Source organism: Mesohalobacter halotolerans (genome assembly GCF_006120725.1).
GTDB classification, from domain to species: Bacteria; Bacteroidota; Bacteroidia; order Flavobacteriales; family Flavobacteriaceae; genus Psychroflexus; species Psychroflexus halotolerans.
On record NZ_SWMU01000004.1, the window covers coordinates 202,859 to 226,816 of the forward strand.

Annotated in this window: 21 protein-coding genes; 14 read left to right on the forward strand and 7 right to left on the reverse strand. The window is 36.6% G+C overall.

Annotation, left to right across the window (positions count from 1 at the left end; genetic code table 11):
* Positions 1-9: 9 nt before the first annotated feature.
* The 4 genes from FCN74_RS10745 to FCN74_RS10760 all read left to right on the forward strand — a co-directional run bounded on the left by FCN74_RS10745 (position 10) and on the right by FCN74_RS10760 (position 6,810).
* Complete coding sequence (locus tag FCN74_RS10745) at positions 10-3,267, forward strand: carbohydrate-binding protein (RefSeq protein WP_138932597.1); 3,258 nt, start codon at positions 10-12, stop codon at positions 3,265-3,267.
* Positions 3,264-3,962 carry a fibronectin type III domain-containing protein gene (locus FCN74_RS10750; RefSeq protein WP_138932598.1) on the forward strand — a complete coding sequence of 233 codons (699 nt, stop codon included), beginning with the start codon at positions 3,264-3,266 and terminating at the stop codon, positions 3,960-3,962. Before FCN74_RS10745 ends, FCN74_RS10750 begins: the two co-directional genes overlap by 4 nt.
* A 47-nt stretch (positions 3,963-4,009) precedes the next feature.
* Complete coding sequence (locus tag FCN74_RS10755; protein WP_138932599.1) at positions 4,010-4,882, forward strand: glycoside hydrolase family 16 protein; 873 nt, start codon at positions 4,010-4,012, stop codon at positions 4,880-4,882.
* Positions 4,883-5,316: 434 nt separating this feature from the next.
* Positions 5,317-6,810 (forward strand): glycoside hydrolase family 30 protein, encoded by a 1,494-nt coding sequence (locus FCN74_RS10760; RefSeq protein ID WP_138932600.1) that lies wholly within the window; start codon positions 5,317-5,319, stop codon positions 6,808-6,810.
* A gap of 499 nt (positions 6,811-7,309) precedes the next feature.
* On the opposite strand, the gene FCN74_RS10765 is transcribed toward FCN74_RS10760, so the two are convergent.
* Positions 7,310-8,110: a TIGR00266 family protein gene (locus FCN74_RS10765; RefSeq protein WP_138932601.1), complete on the reverse strand. Its 801-nt coding sequence runs from the start codon at positions 8,108-8,110 to the stop codon at positions 7,310-7,312.
* Positions 8,111-8,396: 286 nt separating this feature from the next.
* The gene (locus FCN74_RS10775; protein WP_138932603.1) at positions 8,397-8,990 is read right to left on the reverse strand and encodes a hypothetical protein; all 594 of its coding nucleotides are present in this window, start codon (positions 8,988-8,990) and stop codon (positions 8,397-8,399) included.
* A 106-nt stretch (positions 8,991-9,096) separates the two neighbouring features.
* Here FCN74_RS10775 and FCN74_RS10780 point away from each other — a divergent pair, with 106 nt between their 5' ends.
* From FCN74_RS10780 to FCN74_RS10805, 6 genes are read left to right on the forward strand one after another with little or no spacing between them, the layout of a single operon-like run.
* The gene (locus FCN74_RS10780; RefSeq protein WP_246062614.1) at positions 9,097-10,275 is read left to right on the forward strand and encodes an NAD(P)/FAD-dependent oxidoreductase; all 1,179 of its coding nucleotides are present in this window, start codon (positions 9,097-9,099) and stop codon (positions 10,273-10,275) included.
* The gene (locus FCN74_RS10785) at positions 10,272-10,979 is read left to right on the forward strand and encodes a methyltransferase domain-containing protein (protein ID WP_138932604.1); all 708 of its coding nucleotides are present in this window, start codon (positions 10,272-10,274) and stop codon (positions 10,977-10,979) included. The genes FCN74_RS10780 and FCN74_RS10785 overlap by 4 nt, the downstream gene beginning before the upstream one ends.
* Positions 10,976-12,031, forward strand: a complete 1,056-nt coding sequence (locus FCN74_RS10790) for a type III polyketide synthase (RefSeq protein WP_138932605.1) — start codon at positions 10,976-10,978, stop codon at positions 12,029-12,031. The genes FCN74_RS10785 and FCN74_RS10790 overlap by 4 nt, the downstream gene beginning before the upstream one ends.
* Positions 12,025-12,801, forward strand: coding sequence for an SDR family NAD(P)-dependent oxidoreductase (locus tag FCN74_RS10795; protein ID WP_138932606.1), 777 nt, complete (start codon positions 12,025-12,027; stop codon positions 12,799-12,801). Before FCN74_RS10790 ends, FCN74_RS10795 begins: the two co-directional genes overlap by 7 nt.
* Positions 12,802-12,804: 3 nt before the next feature.
* Complete coding sequence (locus FCN74_RS10800) at positions 12,805-13,248, forward strand: 3-hydroxyacyl-ACP dehydratase FabZ family protein (RefSeq protein ID WP_138932607.1); 444 nt, start codon at positions 12,805-12,807, stop codon at positions 13,246-13,248.
* On the forward strand, positions 13,238-14,509 hold the full coding sequence (locus FCN74_RS10805; RefSeq protein ID WP_138932608.1) for a beta-ketoacyl-[acyl-carrier-protein] synthase family protein: 1,272 nt from the start codon (positions 13,238-13,240) through the stop codon (positions 14,507-14,509). The genes FCN74_RS10800 and FCN74_RS10805 overlap by 11 nt, the downstream gene beginning before the upstream one ends.
* A 51-nt stretch (positions 14,510-14,560) precedes the next feature.
* Here the strand turns inward: FCN74_RS10805 and FCN74_RS10810 are convergent, their stop codons facing one another.
* Both FCN74_RS10810 and FCN74_RS10815 read right to left on the reverse strand, forming a co-directional pair.
* Positions 14,561-14,788 carry a hypothetical protein gene (locus FCN74_RS10810; protein WP_138932609.1) on the reverse strand — a complete coding sequence of 76 codons (228 nt, stop codon included), beginning with the start codon at positions 14,786-14,788 and terminating at the stop codon, positions 14,561-14,563.
* Positions 14,764-15,252: a DUF6090 family protein gene (locus FCN74_RS10815; RefSeq protein WP_138932610.1), complete on the reverse strand. Its 489-nt coding sequence runs from the start codon at positions 15,250-15,252 to the stop codon at positions 14,764-14,766. Before FCN74_RS10815 ends, FCN74_RS10810 begins: the two co-directional genes overlap by 25 nt.
* A gap of 45 nt (positions 15,253-15,297) precedes the next feature.
* Between FCN74_RS10815 and FCN74_RS10820 the strand changes: the two genes are divergently transcribed.
* Positions 15,298-15,522: a hypothetical protein gene (locus FCN74_RS10820; protein ID WP_138932611.1), complete on the forward strand. Its 225-nt coding sequence runs from the start codon at positions 15,298-15,300 to the stop codon at positions 15,520-15,522.
* Between the two features lie 2 nt (positions 15,523-15,524).
* Here FCN74_RS10820 and FCN74_RS10825 read toward each other — a convergent pair whose 3' ends face one another.
* Positions 15,525-16,040 (reverse strand): DUF2892 domain-containing protein, encoded by a 516-nt coding sequence (locus tag FCN74_RS10825; RefSeq protein ID WP_138932612.1) that lies wholly within the window; start codon positions 16,038-16,040, stop codon positions 15,525-15,527.
* A 136-nt stretch (positions 16,041-16,176) separates the two neighbouring features.
* Here FCN74_RS10825 and rpmH point away from each other — a divergent pair, with 136 nt between their 5' ends.
* The 3 genes from rpmH (at position 16,177) to rpe (ending at position 20,104) form a co-directional block, all read left to right on the forward strand.
* Complete coding sequence (gene rpmH / locus FCN74_RS10830; RefSeq protein ID WP_138932613.1) at positions 16,177-16,338, forward strand: 50S ribosomal protein L34; 162 nt, start codon at positions 16,177-16,179, stop codon at positions 16,336-16,338.
* Between the two features lie 92 nt (positions 16,339-16,430).
* Complete coding sequence (carB, locus tag FCN74_RS10835; protein WP_138932614.1) at positions 16,431-19,283, forward strand: carbamoyl-phosphate synthase large subunit; 2,853 nt, start codon at positions 16,431-16,433, stop codon at positions 19,281-19,283.
* 161 nt (positions 19,284-19,444) lie between these two features.
* The gene (gene rpe / locus FCN74_RS10840; protein ID WP_138932615.1) at positions 19,445-20,104 is read left to right on the forward strand and encodes a ribulose-phosphate 3-epimerase; all 660 of its coding nucleotides are present in this window, start codon (positions 19,445-19,447) and stop codon (positions 20,102-20,104) included.
* 24 nt (positions 20,105-20,128) lie between these two features.
* Here rpe and FCN74_RS10845 read toward each other — a convergent pair whose 3' ends face one another.
* Both FCN74_RS10845 and FCN74_RS10850 read right to left on the reverse strand, forming a co-directional pair.
* Complete coding sequence (locus FCN74_RS10845) at positions 20,129-20,881, reverse strand: T9SS type A sorting domain-containing protein (RefSeq protein ID WP_138932616.1); 753 nt, start codon at positions 20,879-20,881, stop codon at positions 20,129-20,131.
* 10 nt (positions 20,882-20,891) lie between these two features.
* Positions 20,892-23,789, reverse strand: coding sequence for a S8 family serine peptidase (locus FCN74_RS10850; RefSeq protein WP_138932617.1), 2,898 nt, complete (start codon positions 23,787-23,789; stop codon positions 20,892-20,894).
* Positions 23,790-23,958 lie beyond the last annotated feature (169 nt).

A 23,958-nucleotide genomic window follows, 5' to 3' on the forward strand; every position in this document is an offset into this window, starting at 1 on the left:
AAATTTGAAATGAAAAAAATTATAGTACTACTTACAATTCTCTTTATACCATTTTCAAGCTGGTGTCAGGGTCTTGTTGCACAGGGTACAGAAATAGTAAATTCTAATGGAGATCCTGTTCTTCTTAGAGGATACGGACCCGGTGGATGGCAGATCATGGAAGGCTACATGATGCAAACATCAGGTTTTGCCGGAGCACAGCATGAAATCAAAGAAAAACTGATCGACTTAATGGGCGAAGCCAATACCGAAACTTTTTTTGCCAAGTGGAGGGAAAATCATTTTACCCAACGCGATGTAGATTCTTTAGCAGCCTGGGGCTTTAATAGTATTCGGATTCCTATGCACTACAACTTGTTTACACTTCCTATTGAAGAAGAGCCAATTCCAGGAGAAAATACCTGGTTTGAAACGGGTTTTGATTTGATCGATGATGTATTGGAATGGTCTGCTCCTCATAACATCTACGTCATTTTAGACATGCATGCCACACCTGGTGGACAAGGCACTGGTTCAGAAATTAATGATTATGATCCTGATAAGCCTTCATTGTGGGAAAGTCAGGAAAATAGAGATAAACTTGTAGCACTATGGGAAAGAATTGCCAACAGGTACAAAGACAACCCGTGGATTGGCGGTTACGATCTTATAAATGAAACCCATTGGGATCTAGGACCTCAAAATGCATTATTAAGGCAGGTGTATGAAGATATCACGACAGCAATTAGAGGGGTTGGAGATAACCACATCTTGTATATTGAAGGAAATTCCTATGCCAACGACCATACGGGTTTAACCCCGCCATGGGATGATAATCTGGTCTATAGCTTCCATAAATACTGGAGCTTTAATAATGAGAATGATGTGGACTGGATTACCCCGCTAAGAGACACTTACAATGTACCGCTTTGGATGGGTGAATCAGGTGAAAATTCAAATACCTGGTATACTGATGCTGTAAGCCTGTTTGAAGACAATAACATTGGCTGGGCCTGGTGGGCTTTTCGTAAAATTGGTGATATAGACAGTCCTTACGCCGTTGATATAAATCCCGGATATCAGGCCATTCTTGATTACTGGCAGGGAAATGGTCCTCAACCCACACCAACTGAAGCTTTTGATGCCATGATGCAACTGGCCGACAATCTCCTTGTTGATAATAGCCGATATCGAAAAGATGTGCCCGATGCCTTAATCCGACAAGTTCAGACCGATCAAACTATTCCTTATCATGGCTCCCCTTCAGAAATACCAGGCTTAATATATTTGTCTGACTATGATTTAGGTAAAAATAATCACGCCTATTACGACACTGTGGTAGCAGACTACAACCTTTCAACAGGTAATTTTACCGCATGGAATAGTGGATGGTCCTACCGAAACGATGGGGTTGATATCGAACGTAATGACGACAGTATTAATAGTAATGGCTTTCACGTAGGATTTGTAAATCAAGGTGAATGGATGAAATATACCGTAGATATCGATCAAACTGCCGTTTACAAAGCAAAAATCAGGTTAGCCACAGAGCAAACAGGGGGCGAATTTTTCTTGTCTATTAATGATCAAGAAGTCACTACAACGCAAGTGGTTACGGCAACTGGAGGCTGGACGCAGTTTATAACCTATGAAATTGATGACATTATTCTCCCTCAAGGTGAACATAGCTTAAAACTTCACATCAATAATGATACGCCCGTCAATCTAAGCAGTATCGAATTTGAATTAACAGGTAGCATAGATGCGCTTACATTAAATGCCCTAAATGGTAAAACCGGTGAAGACGAACAATCTGTCGAAATCACTATTAGCGAATCTGTTTTAGCCTCATCACTAATCGGTTCCCTAGATCAGTTTTCAGTAAATGTAAATGGTGAAGACAGAAACGTAACTGCTGTTGAAGTTCATCCTACAAAAGACAGAACAATCGTGCTCACAGTTGAAGGTTTTCTAATTACCGGAGATGAGATTTTAGCCAGTTATTCAGGTAACTCCGTTCAATCCGAATCCAATAAAACATTAAATACGTTTACAGATTTAGTCATCAATAATGTAAGTCCCAACCGGTTTATAATTCCGACTTTAATTGAAGTGGAAGACTACGATTACATGATAGGTATGAATTTAGAAGACACCACTGATGAAGGCGGTGGGCAGAATTTTGGCTTCACAGATCCGGGCGATTATGCAGACTATTCCATTTTTGTTCCTGAAACAGGATTGTATGGTATTAAATTTCGAGTAGCCGGATTTAATCAAGGGCAGATTGGACTCTATACTGTCGATGAAAACGATGTGGAAACAGAGTTAGTGGTGGTAGACACACCAATAACCAATGGATGGCAGACCTGGGAAACGGTTTCAGATAATCTTTTTATTGAAGAAGGACCGCACAAATTAAGAATGCGCGTCTTAGCTGGTGGTTTTAATTTCAATTGGTTTGAATTTGATTTTCCCGACAGCGATGGTGATGGCGTTTTAGACAATAACGATCTTTGTCCTAATACTCCAGAAGGAGCAATTGTAGATGTAAATGGTTGTGAGATATTCAATCTACCACCAGAAAATTATACCGTTAAAGTATTTAGTGAAACTTGCCGTTCTGAAGACAACGGAAGTATTCTATTAACAGCTATCGAAAATTTCAATTATACGGCAACACTTAACGGCGAAGATGTTTCAATAAGCGATACCTTTTCTTCAGAAATTAATTTCGAAAATTTATCAGCAGGAACCTATACCTTGTGCATTACAGTAGATAGCCAACCTGACTACGAACAATGCTTCACCATAGCTATAACAGAACCCGATGAATTATTGGTTATAGCAGGAAGAGTCGCCAATACGTCCAATCTGATAATAGAATTAAGCGGAGCTGAGCTTTACTACATTACTTTAAATAACAGTACAATAATAACAGATCAAAATGAGATGGAGTTACAGCTACAAAATGGCAAGAATGATTTAAGTATTAGTACCAATAAGGATTGTCAAGGTGTTTTTAAGAAAACTTTTCTTAATGATATAGAACCTTCGGTATTTCCAAATCCTGTTAAAAATGTACTATTTGTAACAACAAATAGCTCAACTACAGAACGCGTTCCCATAGAAATCTATGACTTAAATGGCAGGTTGCTATTTTCAAAAATTTACAAGAACAGTGATAATCGATTACAAATTGATATGTCCGGCCTCAAAAACGGTATTTTCATTTTGAAGATAACAACAACTGAAAAAACGTACAACTTTAAAATCATCAAGCAATGAATAGATTTAAAAAAATAATTCCGGTGTATCTCATTCTATTAGTTATTGTATGGTCATGCAGCGACGATGACGATATGGCTTTAAATAACGTTGAATCTCCAGCCGCTGCCACACTTATATTTCCAGAAAACAATACCGTTTGTAATGAAGGAATAGTTGTTTCGGAGACAGAAACAGATGTTTTGTTTCAGTGGGAAGAGGCTGCAAATGCAAGTTCGTATATTTTAAAAATTACCAACTTAAATGATGGAACTTCCAGAAATATTAGTACACTTTCAACTGAATTTATGATAAGAATTCTAAGAGGAACACCCTACTCTTGGTCTGTTCAATCGCTTGCTGCTACTGGAAATGGAACAGCTGAAAGTCCTGTATGGAATTTTTATAATGCAGGACTCCCGGTAGAAAGCCATGCTCCATTTCCGGCAACTGCAGTAAATCCACAATCCGGATCTAATCTTGAGCAAGGCAGTGTAATGTTAGAATGGACAACATCAGACATTGATAATGATATTTCCTCTTATACTGTGATTTTAGATACCACAAATCCACCGATATTAGAAATTGGAAATACAAGCAATTCAAGCCTTGAAACAACTGTGACCTCAGGCTCAATCTATTATTGGAAAATAATAACAACAGACGAAGCCGGGAATACCTCAAGTTCACAAATTTTTCAATTTGCTGTCAATTAAAAACACAAGTAAGTCCTGATTCAAACAAACCATTAAATCTTAAAACTATGGGTAGACCATATTATTGTTATATGTTGAGCTTTGCTTTTTTAGGAATTAGCCTAATTTCATGTAAAACAGAAAATGAAAATAATAATGTTCAAACCAATGCTCAATCAACAGTCTGGGAAGTAGATTTTATAGACGAATTCGATACATTTAATCCAAACAATTGGCAAGATCAACGCATTTGGGTTAATAATGAGACCCATTGTTACGTACCTAATGGTGAGTTTGGAACAAGAGAAGTAAGTAATGGGACGTTAAAACTGAAGGTTGTAAAACTCAATGATAAAAGAAGCTGTGATAATTTTGACAAACACGGCAAACAACATCCTGACACAGAGTATGTTGCCGGCAGGATTGCCTCAAAAAACAGAAAAGAATTTATAAAAGGTAAATGGACAGCAAGATTGAGACTTTCGAGTAGTGGCGAACCCAGTATGTTTCCGGCTTGGTGGCTTTTAGGTGCCAGAAATAATGAACCACCAGTAGAGGAACCAGATGAAAACATTTGCTGGCCAATCACTGGCTCGGGTGAAATCGACATTTTTGAACATCACGGCGACCATCACAAAAACCGCTTCACAACAGGTGCGATAAAAAGTTTAGAAGAATGCGACGAGGGCGATTGGTGGACATTGCGAAAAGATTTCCCCGTCACCTTAACAGAATACCATGAATATTCTGTAGAATGGGAAGGCGCCGACCTTATGTATAGACTGGATGGTAAAGAAATATACCGGAATGTTGGACAAGGGGATAAATACCCCGAACCCATGTTTGCCATTCTAAATTTCGCCAAAATCACCGATTCGCCGATGAAAAGCGATGAATGGGTTATGGAAGTAGATTGGGTTAAACACGAATCCCGAAAATAAACAGAGATAACGTCTTAAAGCTTATATTTAAAGGACTCTTTAGTACATGACAAAAATTGATTTCAACATATTTTCCTCAATTTTTTGCCCCACTTCGCCAGAGGCGGATGAAATTGAGGAAAATCAGGCTCCCTTTAGTCCCGACTAATTCGTGAAATGGGCAGAACTGATTTTTTTGCTTTATGTTAATATAATTTTTGTCATGTACTTACAAAGCACTCAATAATTTTTAAGTGAAAAACAGTTAGTGAACGTGTTCAATTCTATTATACCTAATATAGATGTAAACCATTTAAAAATTAAGACTTAATGAAAACCTTTATGAACTTAATTTCTTAATGGTTCTAATTAACAGAAATAAAAATGAGAAGTACATTTCAGTTTTCCATTAACCATTAAAAATTCGCTATCGCCATTTTTAAATACATCCATTTATGAACAATTCGCAATACACAAACTACTTTCTGGTTGCACTTTTAATTTTTCTATTTTCCTGTAAAGAATCCGCAGAAAGCAATACAGAAATTAAAGAAATTAAATCTGTTATATCAACTGAAAATAATAACAACAAAACACTGGCTGTATATACAACTGCCATGAATACAGACCTGAGATTGACAAAAACGGCCGAGCAAAGGTTTACAGAGAAAATTCAGCCTTTAGAAACAGATGTTGCCGTATTTGTTAATCCTAAAAGAACATTTCAACAATTTCTAGGTATTGGTGGCGCTATTACCGATGCTTCTTCAGAAGTGTTTTTTACCTTAGATAAAGCTACGCAAAATCAATTGCTTCAGTCCTTGTACGGAAAAGATGGCATAGGTTATAATATCATAAGAACCAGCATCCATAGCAGTGATTTTGGTTTAGGAAGTCACACTTACATTGAAGAAGGAGACGCTGAATTAAGAACCTTCTCCATTGAAAAAGATAAAGAAAAAAGAATTCCATTTATCAAACAAGCCATTGATTTAATTGGTGATGAGCTTGTGTTTTACGCCAGCCCCTGGAGCCCGCCAGCCTTTATGAAAACCAACAATAATATGCTTCGAGGCGGAAAGTTACTTCCTGAATTTCGGCAGGCTTGGGCTGATTATTACGTTAAATTCATTGAAGCCTATGAAGCCGAGGGAATACCTGTATGGGGATTGACCATTCAAAATGAACCGATGGCTGTTCAACGTTGGGAATCTTGCATCTATACCGCAGAAGAAGAACGAGATTTTTTAAAAAATTATTTAGGACCTACACTTAAAAGAGCAGGTATGGCCGATAAAAATATTGTGGTATGGGATCATAACAGAGATTTGATTACAGACCGAGCCAATACCATATTTGAAGACCCTGAAGCTTCAAAATATGCATGGGGCATTGGATTTCATTGGTATGAAACCTGGACTGGCGGGTTGCCAAAATACGATAATTTAAAGAACATTAATGAGTCTTTTCCATCAAAAAACATCTTATTTACGGAAGGCTGTCAGGAAGGCTTTGATGCGGAAAGAATGCACTACTGGCCAAATGCAGAGCGTTATGGTAATTCTATGATCAATGACTTTAACAGCGGCGTTGTGGGCTGGACAGATTGGAATATTTTACTCGACGAACGCGGTGGCCCAAACCATGTAGAAAATTTCTGCTTTGCCCCTGTTCATGCTGATACGAAAACAGGAGAGCTGATTTTTACACCAACCTATTACTACATTGGTCACTTTTCAAAATTTATAAAACAGGGAGCTCTGCGAGTTAGCACGACAACAAGCCGAAGTACAATTGAAAGCACATCTTTTCAAAACAAAGATGGAAGCATGGTTACCGTTGTAATGAATCCCACTGATAACGAGATTCTTTATAAACTTGTGGTTGGAAACTCACAATCTGAACTTAAAATTGAACCAAGATCTATGCAAACGTTAGTCTATAAATAAAGGTTAAAATTCATTTATCGCCTTAATACTTTTATGTTATTAATCATCGACTAATACACGAATGCCTCTAATCTCTTTAAAAAGACAGTTTTACCAATTCACACAATACCGCTAAGATTCTGAACTTAATGCTTTTAAAATGCCACTAATGCACGAATAATTAAGCACTCATTAAGAAAGGCAGTTTTTATACTTCAGATAGAACCGACATAACCCTAAACTTAATGGACCTTAACTTTCTACCTTTCGGTAGACAGGCTTAATGGTTCAAAAAATGCCACTAATGCACGAATGCCTCACGCTCTTTAGGAGGGCAGTTTTACCAATTCATACAATACCGCTAAGGTTCTGAACTTGATGGACCTTAACTTTCTACTTGTCGGTAAACAGGCTTAATGGTTTCAAAAAAGCCACCAATGTGCGTATTTTCAAGTTGTCTTGTGACTAGCGTATTAATTTTGAGGTACTAAGCCACTACATGTTGCGGAACTACAACGATTTAAAACCGATTATCCCCATCCAATAAATTACCCAAACCACCAAGGATGCTGCCTTCGCCTCTGTCTTTTCCGCCAGCTTTTGGCGCAGAAGCTATGACACGGTCTGCCAGACGGCTAAAAGGCAAGGATTGAATATAAACTTTCCCGGGACCACGAAGCTTGGCAAAAAACAGACCTTCACCACCAAAAATGGAATTCTTAATCCCACCTACAAACTCAATATCGTAATCTACATCTTGAGTAAAACCAACGATACAACCGGTATCTACGCGTAGAGTCTCGCCAGGTTGAAGCGTTTTCTCAGCCAGCGTGCCACCGGCATGCACAAAAGCCATCCCGTCGCCTTCCAGCTTTTGCATGATAAAACCTTCACCGCCAAAAAGACCTCGACCTAGACGTTTAGAAAATTCTATACCTATACTTACGCCTTTTGCTGCACATAAAAAAGCATCTTTTTGGCAAATGAATTTCCCCTGATAACCCATCAGATCTATAGGGACTATTTTACCCGGATAAGGCGAGGCAAAGGACACTTTCTTTTTACCCGAAATATTATTGTAAAAAGCCGTCATAAAAAGACTTTCACCAGTGAGAATACGTTTACCAGCACCCAGAATTTTTCCAAAAAACCCGCTATCCTTTTGAGAACCATCACCAAAAATGGTTTCCATTTTGATCCCGTCTTCCATCATCATAAAACTACCCGACTCGGCAATAACACCTTCTTGTGGGTCAAGTTCAATTTCTACGTATTGCATTTCTTCACCGTAAATGTGGTAATCTATTTCGTGTGCGTTCATAATTTTTTAGAGTTTAAAGTTGAAATGTTTCTAGTTTCAATTCGTTCATTCAATTTGTTGATTAGTCTGGAATAAGGTTAAAATGTTACGTGCTGTAAGTTTTTTTATGCTATTGTTACCATTGATTCTATTGTTACTGTTGAGGCTACTGATACTATTGATGCTATTGATGCTATTGATGCTATTGATGCTATTGATGCTATTGATGCTTAAATTATCAAATTACCACATTTTCAAATTACCACATTTTCAAATTACCACATTTTCAAATTTTCAAATTATTTAATCAATTCAATTTATGAATTTTATTTCTACCTCTATTTGTCGCCACCCAACCAATAGTAAATTTTAATAATGGACCGTGTCCGCTTGAAATGCCACCAATGCCTTCATAATAGCCGTAACCTAATTCCAGGTTATAGTTAAAACCCTTGTCATTTGATCGCTGGACGCCATAGACACCACCCCAAAAGACTAAAGTGTTTTCAGCAGGACCATCGATGTTGGTAAAGAGTTGTAGAGGCTCCCAAAACATACTTTGAGCCGCAGCAATATAATCGGCAGAATTATAATTGATATTTTTACCCTTGTTGTACCTGCTGTCAAAGTTAATGTAAAATCTTGCTCTGGTATTAAAAGCATAGCCAAAGTTATAACCATACTGATAAATGCCGTAAGCTGGAGCAAATTCTCCGGATACACTTAAATTTTTAAGAAGACCAAGTTCGTATGTAAATCCAGGGCCAAGTAAGTTTAAAGTGACTTGGTGTCGCTCTAAATTAGGTGTTCCATTAAAACCTTCAACAAATTGTTGAGCTTGAATTAAGCAAAAAGAGTGTGTTATAAAGACTAAGAAAAGGTAGTGTTTTATTTTCCTCATATTTCAAGCAAATTAAATAATAAAGTTAATGCAAAATATTGAATACTTCATAATTTAAAATTCAAATTGTATTTTATTTGCATGTATTCAATTAAGATTTGACTATTTGATATATTCAAATAAAATAACCAAAAGCGATTGCTCATCGATTAGTGAACAAAAAATAACTTGTTCTGTTTGCATTATTGGTGGTGGTTTGGCTGGCCTTATTTCTGCCATACATTTGGCTATACATAATGTCGATGTGGTTTTATTTGAAAAAAATGAATACCCCAGACATAAAGTTTGTGGAGAATATGTATCCAATGAAGTGCTGCCTTACCTCAACAGTTTAGGGGTTAATGTTTTTGAACACGGTGCAAAAAAAATTTCAAAATTAAAACTTAGCCATCAAAGTGGCAAAACTCTGGAGCAACAATTGCCAATGGGTGGATTTGGTGTTTCACGTTTTAGATTAGACCAACTATTGGCAGACAAGGCTTTAAAGTCCAATGTACGCATCATTCACGATGAAGTTTTAGATGTTGTATTTCAGAATGATGCATTTCAAATCACTACAAAAGCACAACAAATCCATGCAGGTTTTGTGATTGGAGCGCAGGGCAAACGTTCGGGACTCGACAAAAGCCTTGATCGGCAATTCATAAAACAAAAAACACCATGGATCGGCATTAAAGCGCATTACAACACCAAAGAGTTTAATGAAAACCTGGTTGAACTCCACAATTTTCAAGGCGGGTATTGCGGGCTATCCATGGTGGAAAACGGACACGTCAACCTTTGTTATTTGGTGCACCAAAAAGCTTTCAAATCATACAAATCCATCGAAAAGTTTAATGAATTTGGACTGACCCGAAATCCCCATTTAAAGCGATTTTTAGCGCAATCTGAGCCGGTGTTTGAAAAACATCTGAGTATTTCACAGATCTCTTTTCAGAATAAACCCAGCGTTAAAAGCCACGTTCTTTACGTCGGAGATGCCGCCGGATTGATTCATCCGCTCTGTGGAAACGGCATGGCAATGGCTATTCATTCGGCTAAACTGGTGTCTGAAGAAATTATCAAATATTATAACAAAACACATCAGAATAGAATTTCAGTTGAAAATGCCTATCAAAAAGAATGGCAAAAACACTTTAAAAAGCGACTGTTGTTTGGCAAAGGCATTCAGAACATATTATTGAAACCCAATTTATCTTCAACACTCATTAACCTGCTTTCAGGGTCATCTTTTCTACTTAAACAATTGATTAAACAAACCCACGGTAAACCCATTCAGGTATGATTTTTAAAGCATTTCAGCATAGGACAGATAAAGCCGAGATCATGGACGATTTTGAGCTTAAGGGGGAAGAACTTGAAGTAGTTTTAAATGATCTGAATAATGTGAACAAACGCTTAGGCGGTTATAAAATTACCATCAAAGGCATAAAGAAACTCATTAACAAAAAAAGCAAAACCCTTAAAATAGCTGATGTTGGTTGTGGCAGCGGAGAAAACCTTCGACAAATTGCCAAGTGGGCAAAACGGGAAAATATTTCAGTTGTACTCTTTGGAATTGATGCAAATTTAAATACCATAAATTTGGCTAAATCACTTTCAACTGGGTTTGAAAACATTCAATTTTTTCAACAAAATATATTCGATAAAGCTTTCAGTCGTCATCAATATGATATCATCACATTAAGTTTGACAATGCATCATTTTAAGGATAAAGACATCAAAAAACTCTTACCTATACTCTATCAAAATTCCAACTTGGGTTTGGTAATCAATGATTTACAAAGACACTGGTTTGCTTATGTTTTATTTCAAATGTACAGCGCTGTGTTTATGAAAAGTAATATTGCCAAACACGACGGAAAGGTTTCCATACTTAGAGGATTCAAAACATCTGAATTAAAAGGATATTCAACATTTGTTAAGCCTGCTAATATCCAAATAGAATGGCAATGGGCTTTTAGATATTTATGTATATTTCACAAATGAATCAAGTTAAGATCCACAGCGTAGCCACACAACTTCCCAAATACTCTCAACGTACATGGGAAACTATTCCATTGCTCAAAAACTGGTTAAAGGATGAAGATGAACGCTACATTCGCAAAGCAGAAAAGATCTTTGAAGGTGCGCAGGTGGACCAGCGTTACGCCATCATGCCACCGGAAGATGTGTTCACCAAAACCACTTTTGAAGACAAGAACAACTTGTACAAAGAGGCAGCCAAACTTTACGGCAAGCAGGTGCTGGAAAAAGCTCTGTCCAAATCCGGATGGAAGCCAGAAAGTCTGGATTACATCATCACTGTGAGCTGTACAGGAATTATGATCCCATCATTAGACGCCTATTTGATAAATTCTTGTGGTTTAAAACAGAATATTGTAAGATTACCTATTACGGAAATGGGTTGCGTTGGAGGTGTTTCAGCGATGATCTACGCTTATCAGTTTTTAAAATCAAATCCGAATAAACGCGCTGCCATCATTGCGTTTGAAAGTCCGACGGCGACTTTTCAGTACGATGATAAATCTATGGTTAACATCGTGAGTTCGGCCATTTTTGGAGATGGCGCTGCTTGTGTGTTGATGAGTTCAAATCCCGAAGATAAAGGGGTTGAAGTCATTGCAGATCAGATGTATCACTTTTATGACAAAACACATATGATGGGGTTTGATCTTGTAAACACTGGTCTTAAAATGATATTGGACATAGAAGTTCCGGACACTATTGCAGAACATTTCCCTAAAATTATCGAGCCTTTCTTAAAACATCACAACTTAGATATAAAAGACATAGATCACTTAATTTTTCATCCTGGTGGAAAGAAAATCATTGAGGCTGTAGACAATTTATTTGGTAAATTGGGTAAGAATATCAATCATACCAAAGCAGTCTTAAAAGAGTTTGGCAATATGAGTTCAGCAACCGTCTTATTTGTTTTAGAAAGATTTATGGATGAACCTCAACCCAAAGACACTATAGGAATGGTATTAAGCTTTGGTCCGGGATTTACCGCACAGAATATATTATTGAAATGGTAAACATCAAAAATCAATGGGCAATAATCATTGGGGGCAGTCAAGGTCTTGGTCTTGCCACCGCAAAACAATTAGCCAGTGATGGGTTTCACCTACTGATACTCCATCGAGATTTTAGAAATGATATCCCTCAAATCCAATCGACATTCAAATCTATTGAACAACAACACGGCGTTCAGGTTTTATCATTTAACAAAGACGCTTTAAAAGATGACACTATTCGAGATATTTTTGATAAAATATCCAATGCACAACTAGACATAAAAATCTTGGTGCACAGTTTGGCAAAAGGCAATTTAAATTTGCTCACAGGTGAAAATGCCCTCAAATCTGTAGATTACAAGCATACTATTTATGCTATGGGAATTAACTTTTATGAATGGTCAAAAGCTCTCATCGATTCAAAAAGATATCTACCAGAGACCAAATTATTAGCATTTACCAGTGAAGGCAACCAGAAAGCCAGCAAAGGTTATGGCGCAGTTTCAGCAGCGAAAGTCACTTTAGAAGCCATAATGCGACAAATGGCTTTAGAATTTGCCCCTTTAGGAATAACATCAAATTGTATACAAGCTGGGGTCACTCTAACCCGTAGTTTTGAAAAAATACCCAATGCAGATAAAATTCTTGATCACACAAAAAACCGTAATCCCTTTAAGCGGATAACAAAACCCGAAGATGTGGCAAAAGCTGTAAGTCTACTAGTAGATGACCGGGCAAATTGGATAAATGGTTGTGTGATACCAGTCGACGGTGGTGAACATATTTGTTAAACTATGAATTTTCAAACAGACATATTACCCTTTCTTCCCTACGATAAACCTTTTCTCTTTGTCGATGACATTGTAGAAATTAAAGAAGGCTACATCAAAGGGCATTACACTTTTACTAAAGATGCTGAATTTTACAAAGGACATTTTAAACAAAGACCAGTCACGCCAGGCGTACTATTAACGGAGTGTGCCGCGCAAATCGGATTAGTTTGTTATGCTATTTTTAAAATGGACCCTAAAAATCATTCCCAATTTGGTATGACATCTGCAAATATGGAATTTTTGAAACCTCATTTCCCAGATCAAAAAATAATGGTTGAAGCTGAAGAAGTGTATTACAGATTTGGAAAGCTTAAAATGAACGTCAAAGTACTTGATCTTAATGAAAATATACTAGTCAGAGGACAAATTGCTGGAATGCCTGTAAAATACAAAAATGAAGAATAGAGTTGTAATTACTGGACTAGGTGTTGTATCGCCAAATGCACTTGGGAAAGAAAGCTTCTTGTCAGCTTTACAATCCGGCATAAGCGGTATTAAATTTCATCAAAAATTGGCCGACTTAAAGTTTTCTTGTCAGATTGCCGGTACACCTTTGGTGAATCAAGATCACATCGACGCTTATTTCACATCTCTTGAGCAAAAAGAACTGAAAGCCACCGGATTAATTTACGGAGGCATTGCTGGACAGGAAGCCTGGAAAGATGCTGGTTTAAAATTTAATAAAGAGCCCGATAGTGATGCCGGTATCGTGTTTGGCAATGGAATATTGGGTGTAGATAAACTGAAAGAGGCTTTTGATAAAATTGACGATAAAAACGTGAGACGGTTGGGCAGTCAGAGTGTAATACAGACCATGGCTAGCGGAGTTACCGCTTTTCTCAACCAAAAAATTGGGTTTGGCAATCGGGTGCTGACCAATTCTTCGGCCTGTGCTACGGGAACTGAAGCTTTAATTTTAGGCTTTGAACATATCCAATCCGGAAAATCAAAAACCATGTTGGTTGGCAGTTGCAGCGACTCAGGTCCTTACATTTGGGGTGGTTTTGATGCTTTACGCATTTTACCCTACCAATACAATGATGCCCCTGAGGAAGCCTCTAGACCTTTTGCTGAAGATGCTGCCGGATTTGTGCCTTCTTCCGGTGCGGGTGCCTTGGTTATTGAAGATTACGAACACGCCAAAGCAAGAGGTGCAAATATTTACGCTGAGATTTTAGGCGGCGAGACCAACTCTGGTGGAATGCGAAATGGCGGAAGCATGACAGCTCCAAATTCAAATGCCGTGGTAAGCTGCATTTCAAATGCTATAAAAAATGCTGAAATCAACCCGGAAGATATCGATGTCATTAATGCTCATCTTACCGCCACTAAGATGGATGCCACAGAAATTGAAAACTGGACTTTAGCCTTAAATGGACAAAATAAAAATTTTCCCATTATCAATTCTCTAAAAGGTATGATTGGGCATGGTTTAGCAGCTTGCGGGAGTTTAGAATTGGTGGCTTCGGTTTTACAAATGCATCACGGCTTTGTATTTGGTAACCGCAATGCTGAGCCTGTTCATCCATCTATTCTAAAGATGATTGATAAAAGCAAAATTCCTTTAAAAACCATCAATCATCAACCTCAACTATTAGCCAAAGCCAGCTTTGGGTTTGGCGATGTGAATGCTTGTGTGCTGTTAAAAAAGTATTTTAACCAGTAAGATACAAAACAAAATTGATGATATTAATTACTTAATATTTTTAAAATTAATTCACATATTTATTTCATCGATCAACTTTTCAGCTTCGGCTTTATAATATGTCATCTGACCCAAGTAATTATTGTGGATGATAATTTTTCTCATGGCTACAGGATTGAAAAACTCTGTATTATCATCAAAAAAAGTCAATTTTTCAGGGCTGATTTTATGACGAAACAACTCTGAAAAAGAGGGATATTCGGTTTTGAGGTAATTCAAATTGTCTTGCATATCATCCATGGCCAAATTTTCAACAATTTGAAACTGCTTTTATAAAAATTTGAAATTTTAAACAATAAAGAATCAGAAGTTTTAACTTTTGAATCGATATAATTGGAGATTTGTTGATATCCTCTGGTTTTAGGGTGAAAAGCGATAAAATTGGTCAATACAAACGGACACTTCGGGCAATCTTTCATAGATCTAGAATCTAAGCTGTCCAGAATAAAATTGTAATTTTCTTTTTCTTCTTCATATCTTTCTATTAAAAAATCAATTTCTTCAATATCAACCTTAAGTTCGTCTTGGGTGGTTTTCATTATGCCAGACAGCATGTTTTCTTTTTTTTTAGCATCAATAACATTATTGATATTAACAGCAATAGATATGCCAATGACAATCAATACAATCTCACCTTTAGCGTAACTTAAATAACCCTTGACCTTTTTGTTTTTGAGTAAATCAATTTTAATTTTGGAAAACATGTCTCTAATTTAGAATAACTAAATTAGTCAAAAAAATCAAAACCCATGACACATAAAAAAGCTAAACGCGATTATTGGTTATTTGGTACTTTAGGAAGTTTAACTTTAGGTTTCGGCTTATGTCTCCTTGTGGAAAGTGGCTTTATCAAACATAACGAAGCCTCATCTTGGCAGTGGATTGGTTTGGGAACTTTATCGCTTATCTTGATTATGAGTGGAATAAATTTTCTATTCAAATCATTTGAAAGTAAAATAAAACTTAAAACCTAAGCCTAAAATTTCTTCATCTGTTGTTTCATCATCTTGATTTGATCGCCAAGCATATTGTGTTTATCTAATGACTTAGCCTCTTTAATCAACATTTGTGCTTCACGCTTTCGTCGTTTCGACATAGCAATTCCTGCTAAATTGAGTTTGGCCATTGCTAGATCGTGCTTCATAGATAAACCTAGACGAATAGCAGTTCTGAAATACTTTTCGGCTTTGGTCATATTGGTTTGAGATAATATCAACCCATGTAAGTAATTGTAATAACCTTGTTGCTTTTTGGTCAATGCTGCCTCTGGATTTTTGATTTTATCAAGCCACTTTTTAGTGCCTTCAAAATCTTGCTTACGTAACCTTAAGAAGGCTAACAGAATAAGTTCATTTTTAAAATATAAGAATACAAATATTCCGCTGAGTAGCACCAATAATATCCCATTTCCTATATTATTTTCAATAAATTGAAAAACCGCAAAGGCTAAGACCAATACTGCTAGGATAAGCTTTATGATTTTATTAAACATATGTATAAATTTAAACTGACAAAGTTACGAAAAAGGAAAGGAAAAGAATTAAATATTAATGTTGTAAAATTAAAAAGACTTCTTATATTTGCAATTGATTATAAAGTAAGTATACCAACGTATAATATAAAGTCTGATGAAAAGAACATTTCAACCTTCAAAGCGTAAAAGAAAAAACAAACACGGTTTTAGAGAGCGTATGGCGTCTGCAAATGGCAGAAAAGTTTTAAAACGCAGAAGAGCAAAAGGCCGTAAAAAATTAAGCGTTTCATCAGAAACCAGCATGAGAAGAAAATAAAAATGACAATATCAATATTAATATTTTAAAAGTGTTACTTAACGGTAACACTTTTTTTTTATCTAAATTTAGTCTTTAAAAACACTATCCAAATGCCAAAACACCAAGATTTAAAAAGTATACTCATTATCGGTTCAGGTCCGATTATTATCGGACAAGCTTGTGAATTTGACTATTCCGGTTCTCAAGCCTTGAGGTCGTTAAAAGAAGAAGGAATTGAAACCATACTCATCAATTCTAATCCGGCAACCATAATGACAGACCCTGTGATGGCCGATCACATTTATCTAAAGCCACTCACTACCAAATCAATTATTGACATTTTAAAAAAACACCCGCAAATCGATGCTGTTTTACCAACTATGGGCGGCCAAACCGCTTTGAATTTATGCATTGAAGCAGATGATAAAGGCATTTGGGATGATTTTGATGTCAGGATGATTGGTGTAGATATCAATGCTATCAATATCACTGAGGATCGTGAACAGTTTAGAAAACTCATGCAAGACATTAATGTCGGTGTAGCACCTTCAAAAACGGTTACCTCATTTTTAAAAGGTAAAGAAGTTGCTCAAGAATTTGGATTTCCATTAGTAATTCGGGCTTCCTATACTCTTGGAGGTCTAGGTGCTTCAATAGTTTACGACGAAAAAGATTTTGAAAAACTACTTACTCGTGGATTAGAAGCCTCTCCTATTCACGAAGTTATAATTGATAAGGCTTTAATCGGTTGGAAAGAATACGAATTAGAATTACTTCGAGACAGAAACGACAATGTTGCTATCATCTGTAGCATTGAAAATATGGATCCGATGGGGATTCATACAGGAGATTCTATAACCGTGGCTCCTGCTATGACACTCAGTGATACGACTTACCAACGTATGAGAGACCTGGCGATAAAAATGATGAGAAGCATTGGTAATTTTTCCGGAGGATGTAACGTACAGTTTGCCGTCAGCCCGGATGAGAAAGAGGATATTGTCGCTGTGGAGATCAACCCTAGAGTTTCACGGTCTTCAGCTTTAGCTTCAAAAGCTACGGGTTACCCTATTGCTAAAATTGCTTCAAAATTGGCGATTGGCTATCACTTAGACGAACTTGAAAACCAAATCACAAAAACCACATCGGCCTACTTTGAGCCAACTTTAGACTACGTTATTGTAAAAATTCCGCGATGGAACTTTGACAAATTTGAAGGCTCAGATCGTGAACTTGGCCTTCAAATGAAAGCTGTAGGTGAAGTGATGGGTATTGGGCGGTCTTTTCAAGAAGCACTTCACAAAGCCACACAGTCACTTGAAATTAAACGTAACGGACTTGGTGCAGATGGCAAAGGCTACAAGAAATATGATACCATCATAGATAAATTAACTCATGCCAGTTGGGATCGGGTTTTTGTGATTTACGACGCCATTCAAGCTGGTATTCCACTAAAACGTATTCACGAGATTACTAAAATAGATATGTGGTTCTTAAAACAATACGAAGAACTCTACAATCTGGAATTGGAAATTTCTAAATTTGACATTGATAGTATAACCAAAGATTATCTTCTTGAAGCTAAACAAAAGGGATTTGCCGACCGACAAATTGCTCACATGTTAGGATGTTTAGAGAGTCAAGTGCACAAAAAACGAAAAGATTTGGGCATCAATAGAGTCTATAAGCTTGTGGACACCTGTGCTGCTGAGTTCGAAGCCCAAACCCCTTACTACTATTCTACTTTTGAAGCTGAAGTCAAAGATAAGGATGGAAACACCTTTACTGAAAATGAAAGTGTCGTTACCGATAAAAAGAAAATTGTTGTATTAGGTTCCGGTCCAAACCGAATAGGTCAAGGTATTGAATTTGACTATTGTTGCGTACACGGTGTACTTGCTGCAGCCGAATGTGGTTATGAAACCATCATGATCAATTGTAACCCGGAGACTGTATCTACAGATTTTGATACGGCTGATAAATTGTATTTCGAGCCGGTGTTTTGGGAACACATCTATGATATCATCCAACACGAACAGCCTGAAGGTGTAATCGTCCAACTTGGTGGCCAAACGGCATTAAAATTAGCTGAAAAACTCAATCGCTACGGCATTAAGATTTTAGGAACCAGTTATGAAGCGTTAGATCTTGCAGAAGATCGGGGCAGTTTTTCTAAATTATTAAAAGACAATGATATTCCTTATCCGGAATTTGGTGTTGCAGAAAGTGCAGATGAAGCTAGAGAATTAGCAGAACAGCTTGATTTTCCAATTTTAGTTCGTCCCTCTTATGTTTTAGGCGGTCAAGGCATGAAGATTGTAATAAATCAAGAAGATTTGGAAGCCCATGTTGTAGATTTATTGAGAAAAATACCTAACAACAAGCTTCTACTCGACCACTATCTAGACGGTGCCATAGAAGCCGAAGCTGATGCGATTTGTGATGGTGAAGAGGTTTATATCATCGGTATCATGGAACATATTGAACCTTGTGGTATTCACTCTGGTGATTCCAACGCAGTTTTACCACCATTCAATCTCGGTGATTTAGTGATGCAACAAATAAAAGACCATACCAAAAAAATTGCATTAGCTCTCGAAACCGTTGGCTTAATTAATATCCAATTTGCGATAAAAGACGATAAAGTATTTATTATAGAAGCCAACCCAAGAGCGTCGCGAACCGTACCTTTTATCGCTAAAGCTTATGGCGAACCTTATGTGAATTACGCTACTAAAATTATGTTAGGTCACAATAAACTCAGCGATTTCAACTTTAAACCCCATCTTGATGGTTATGCCATCAAACAACCCGTATTTTCATTTAATAAGTTTCCGGAAGTTAACAAGCAACTTGGCCCAGAAATGAAAAGTACAGGAGAAAGCATCTTATTTATCGATGGGTTGAAAGATGATGATTTTTACGAATTGTATACAAGACGAAAAATGTATCTGAGTAAATAGACTAATTTAATGAAATAATGCATTAATGTAGCAATGTAACAATGATTTGATTTGATTTGATTATTTTAAAATCACAATTATCTCTGCGACCTTTGCGTCTCTGCGGTAAAAATATTTTCATAAAGACTTGATTAAACATAAGAATTTTATAAATATTAAAAATGAAAACCCATAAAATAGCGCCTTCTATTCTCGCAGCTGATTTTGGAAACCTGCAACGCGACATCGAAATGGTTAACCAAAGTGAAGCCGATTGGTTCCATATCGATATCATGGACGGTGTGTTTGTACCTAATATTTCCTTTGGAATGCCGGTATTAAAAGCCATCAGCCAACATGCCCAAAAATTTATTGATGTTCACCTAATGATTGTTGATCCTGATCGTTACATCAAAACTTTTGCAGATTTGGGATCGAATATGTTGACGGTGCATTACGAAGCTTGTACGCATTTACACCGCACGTTACAGGCGATTAAAGCAGCTGGAATGCAAGCTGGAGTTGCTTTAAACCCACATACGCCGATTGACTTACTGAAGGATGTGATTCAAGACATCGATTTGGTTTGTGTGATGAGCGTAAACCCGGGTTTTGGCGGACAAAGCTTTATTAAAAATACTTTTAATAAAGTGGCAGAACTCAAAGAATTGATTTTGTCTAAAGATGCTGATACGCTAATAGAAATCGATGGCGGAGTCACTGATAAAAATGCTAAAAAGTTAGTGCAAACCGGCGCCGATATTTTAGTCGCCGGGAGTTTTGTGTTTAAATCTGAAGAGCCTATAGAAACGATTAAGGAATTGAAAAGCTTGTCTTTTTAAAATTCAACCCTTAAAGGGTTTAGCCTATTCTTTTACTAATTTTCTTTGCAACACACCAACAGGCGTTTTGATTTTTAAAATATAAACACCAGATTGTAAATGACTGATATTTAAATTACCATTAGAGATATCATTTTGCTCAAAAACTAATTTCCCCGATAAATCATAGATGTTGACATGCTCTAAAGCGATATTTGGGCTTTTTATAAATAACTTATCATTTACAGGATTGGGATAGATAACCAAGTTTTGTTTTAAAAACTCGTCTTGGCTCAGATTTGCAGCAGAAAACGTAGCCACTTCTCCAATAGAATTGGTAATATCCATATATATCATATCTCCAACAGAAGTAAAACTGTAGGTTAATGGACCAAAGGCAAAAGGGAAAAAATCATTGTCTATTGTAATACTAGTTGTGTTTTGTTCAATAAATATATCATTAAAATAAAGGGCTATATCAGAACTATTATCATTTGACAAAAGACAACCTTGAAGGTGATAAAATAACTCCGAGTTGATATCATCAAAAGAAAAAAGCATCTCACAGTGACCAAAAATAACATTTTCTGGTTGGTAAAAGGTTGTTTCATCAAGCACCCCTAAAGAAATTAGCTTGATAGTATCATATTGTCCAGAAGGGTTAAGGTCTGCATTTATGATTTGCGTACCGGTATCTATTTGTTCAATCGTCCAGGTATGGTCGAGTATTGGGGCTATCTGAGCATGACTAATAAGGACAATAAAGCATGCTATAGTAATTGTTATAAATCGTTTCATAATGGAATTTTTAATTGATAATTAGGTTTTGAGTGTCTAAAATTTGTCCTCCTGAAATTAGATTGACAATATATTGTCCAGAGGTAAAATTAGTAAGGTCTATATCAATATTATCTTGAATGTTTTCTAATATATAGTTGTAAAATATACCATTAGAGCTATGGGTTAATTTTATAATAGCGTTGTCTTGTTCGTCTATTAAGTATTTAATATTGACCTGACTCTGAGCAGGATTTGGACTTATGCTTTCAATTTTTCGTAAATCATCTGTCTCGACGGTTTGGTAATCTTTATGCCCATCACTTTCTGCAATAACCTCAAGCTTATACTCATTGGCGACGGCAGTACTTACCTCTAATTCATTCCCTGAATAAATTAAATTACCATCTGCATCATACCAATTGTATATAGCAGGCTCATTAATGTCTACAGCTTTTATGGTTCTAGTGTTATCATTTTGTAATTCCGTTTCATTATCTGCTATAAATTCTTGACGACTGTTATCTCTTGTAAAAGTATAAGTAAAACCTCCAAGAACATCATCAGTATTACTTTCAGTTTGTTGGATAAATAAATCATAGCCTTCAAAATCTTCAACAACTCTTACAAGGAAATTAACGCTCATAGTCAATGTACCATATTCATTTGCACCAAAAGCTATCTCGTCTAAACTTGCATCATTGCCAGTTAATAAAAGTCGCCTTTCGTTGGCGTTGACAACTCTTACAGATTGATTTTGAGCACCAGAATCTTGCCAAGCATTCCATAAATTTTCATCAAGCGTTGTATATATTTCTGCTTCTTGCCAAATTGCATCATTAATGCTATCATTAGTAAAAAACTGAATGTTTGATGTAAGAGGTGTTTCACCCCCTAAATTACCAGCAAAAATGGTTCCTTGTTTTATATTACTGCTTACATTAATTACAGTTTCATTTTTATAGGCAATATTATTGTTATTCCGAGCATTCGTTGCAGCATTTGCAACTTCTGGAAATGTCATCGGGTCATCAGGTGTAAATATTCTACTTAAAAAGCAAAACATCCACGGCTTATCAAAACCAGCATCTTCATAATTGTCTGGATTTTCAGGAAACCATTCAAATTCTAATATTTCATATTTGCCAGTCTGTATAGAAGGAATATTCTGAATGCCAACTAGATTTCCAATATCAAATTGTTGACCAGAACCATTTGGAGCACTTACTGGATTAGAAGAACCATTCCATACCGTTGGCCAAGTCTGATTAAGTCCACCTTTTGCCCAATACAATTCCAATTGTTCTGTACCTGTGGATGGTTGGCAACTATCATTTGTTACTCTTACATATACATAAACTGGCGTATTGCTATCTACAAAATGTAATTCTTCACTTTCTTTATATAAAAAACCATCATCGGTATTCCTGACCCAAATATCTGGGCTTTCCCAAATAATATCGCTTACTGTATCTGGTTCATCTCCAAAATGGTCTTTGGTATTTTGCATATTTAAGTCTAAACCTACTAGGTTGCCATTATATTCGCATTCAGCCTTTAGCACAGCACCATAGGCATTTACTCTACCAGCTCCAAGCAAACCATTATATGGTGCATTTTCTGGAATGTCGTATATTTTATCATCTGCAGTTTCCTGAAGTATTTCTTTAACACGTTCGGCTGTAATACCTGGATTTACAGCATACATCAAAGCAGCTGTTCCAGCAACGATTGGGGAAGCATAAGACGTGCCACTTCCAACGATATGCCAATTTGAAAATCTTGGTGCTGGCACATTATAACCAGGCGCTACAATATCAATAGAATCGTTATGCTGGTGGTTATATCCATTAACACCTATAACTTGCTCATGGACATCTTTCCAACCTACAGATGCACCATTATCATATAGATGTCCATATTTGTTATAACTCCCAACACTACTCACCCCGATGACGTGTTCATAAGATCCCGGCCAATAGTATTCTGTAATATTGTTACCTGTATGAAGACCGTTTCCAGCAGCAACAACCACAGTAACATTTAATGAATCTTTAATAACTTTGAAAGCATCCGCTTGTGCTGTTATAGGAGATCCAGCACTACCCATGCTTATATTGATAACCTTAATATTAGAATTATCCTCTGCCATAAAAAGACTAGCACCAGCATAACCAAAAGGGTTACTTGTAAATGGGGATGCACCTGTCGAAAAAGCTAGACTGGAATTGTATCCAATTGAAGAAAACCCAATACCATTATTGGTGTCACCAGCAGCTACGCCAGCCACGCTAAGACCGTGATTACCACTAGAGTTTACATTACCATAAGTGGCAACTACTTTATTAGCAACTTCTGGGTGAATAACATTAAAAGCAACGTCACGAACTCCAATAACCACATTGGGGTCACCTGTTGTGATGTTCCAAGCTCTTCTGGCATTTATTAATTCTAAATGTTCAAAACCCCTAATGTTGTTTTGCAGATAAGGGACAATAAGCTCCCCATCGGGTCCAAATGTCCCATCTGGAATCCAATCTCCAGTAATAACTGAATCAACATAATAGTCGTTTGGGGTATTAAGTGGTCTTCCTTCAATATCTTCAATTGTTCCAGCATATTCAGCAGAAACAATATTAGTATTTAATAATAAATCGTTCTCCCTATTGATTTTATCTAAACCTATTAAGTAATACTTATGCAGAGATGTAAATCTTGAAAATCCAAATTCTCTTACATAAGAAAATATTGTAAAATCTTCAAAAAACGCAGTCAAATCTTCATCAGAAAATTCTATAGACAAAGACTCATCTTGGTTTGTTGTAATATTTGTAGGGTTCAAAATGTCATTGCTGGCTTCTTCAATATAATAATAATGCGTTTGAGATTGTTGTGCAAACGTATTTAATAAAGGTATACATGTAAACATTAAAAATATTATATACTTACACCAATTATAATTATGCGGTTGTGCGGTTGTGCTGTTGTGCGGTTGTGGGGTTGTGGGGTTGTGGGGTTGTGGGGTTGTGGGGTTGTGGGGTTGTGGGGTTGTGGGGTTGTGGGGTTGTGGGGTTCATAGTAATTAGTTTTTTACATTT